The organism is Paraburkholderia sp. BR10923, from assembly GCF_040948765.1.
GTDB classification, from domain to species: domain Bacteria; phylum Pseudomonadota; class Gammaproteobacteria; order Burkholderiales; family Burkholderiaceae; genus Paraburkholderia; species Paraburkholderia youngii.
This window is the reverse complement of record NZ_JBFPKO010000138.1, coordinates 1-813: the sequence shown is the minus strand read 5'-3', so window position 1 is coordinate 813 and position 813 is coordinate 1. Positions and strand designations below refer to the sequence as shown.

The following is an 813-nucleotide window of genomic DNA, read 5'->3' as shown; positions in this document are numbered from 1 at the left end:
CCGTCGGGTCTGCTCGGCGAACGTGTCGCGGATCGCGCCTGATCCCGGGCCACAAGGAGTCAACAATCATGACCTCAATTCAACCGATCGAGCCGTCCACAACGCTCATCCCCGAAAAGAACCGCACCAAGACGCTGACCATCGGCATCCTTACGACGATCTTCGTGATCGCCGCGCCGATGATCATCGGCGCTGCGGGCGGCAACTACTGGGTCCGCGTGCTCGACTTCGCGATGCTGTACGTGATGCTCGCGCTGGGCCTGAACGTGGTGGTGGGCTTTGCCGGCCTGCTCGACCTGGGCTACATCGCGTTCTACGCGATCGGTGCCTACACGGCCGCGCTGCTGAGCTCGCCACACCTGTCGACGCAATTCGAATGGATCGCGGCGCTCGCGCCGCACGGTTTGAACGTGCCGATCTGGATCATCGTGCCGATCGCGATGTCGCTGGCCGCGATGTTCGGGATTCTGCTCGGCGCGCCGACGCTGCGACTGCGTGGCGACTACCTGGCGATCGTGACCCTCGGCTTCGGGGAAATCGTGCGGATCTTCATGAACAACCTCGACCGTCCGGTGAATATCACCAATGGTCCGAAGGGGATCACCGGGATCGCTCCGGTGCAGATCGGCGGCTTCAGCTTCGCGCAGTCGCACTCGCTGTTCGGCATGCAGTTCCCGGCGGTGTATCTGTACTACTACCTGTTCGTGCTGTGCGCGCTGTTCGTGATCTGGACGTGTACGCGTCTGCAGCATTCGCGTATCGGCCGCGCGTGGGCCGCGATCCGCGAAGATGAAATTGCCGCCAAGGCGATGG

The 813-nt window shown here is 63.0% G+C and carries 1 pseudogene; it reads left to right on the top strand.

Annotated elements, in window-relative coordinates:
* Positions 1–68: 68 nt before the first annotated feature.
* Positions 69–813, top strand: a pseudogene (locus tag AB3X94_RS41785) (ABC transporter ATP-binding protein); the annotation flags it as partial.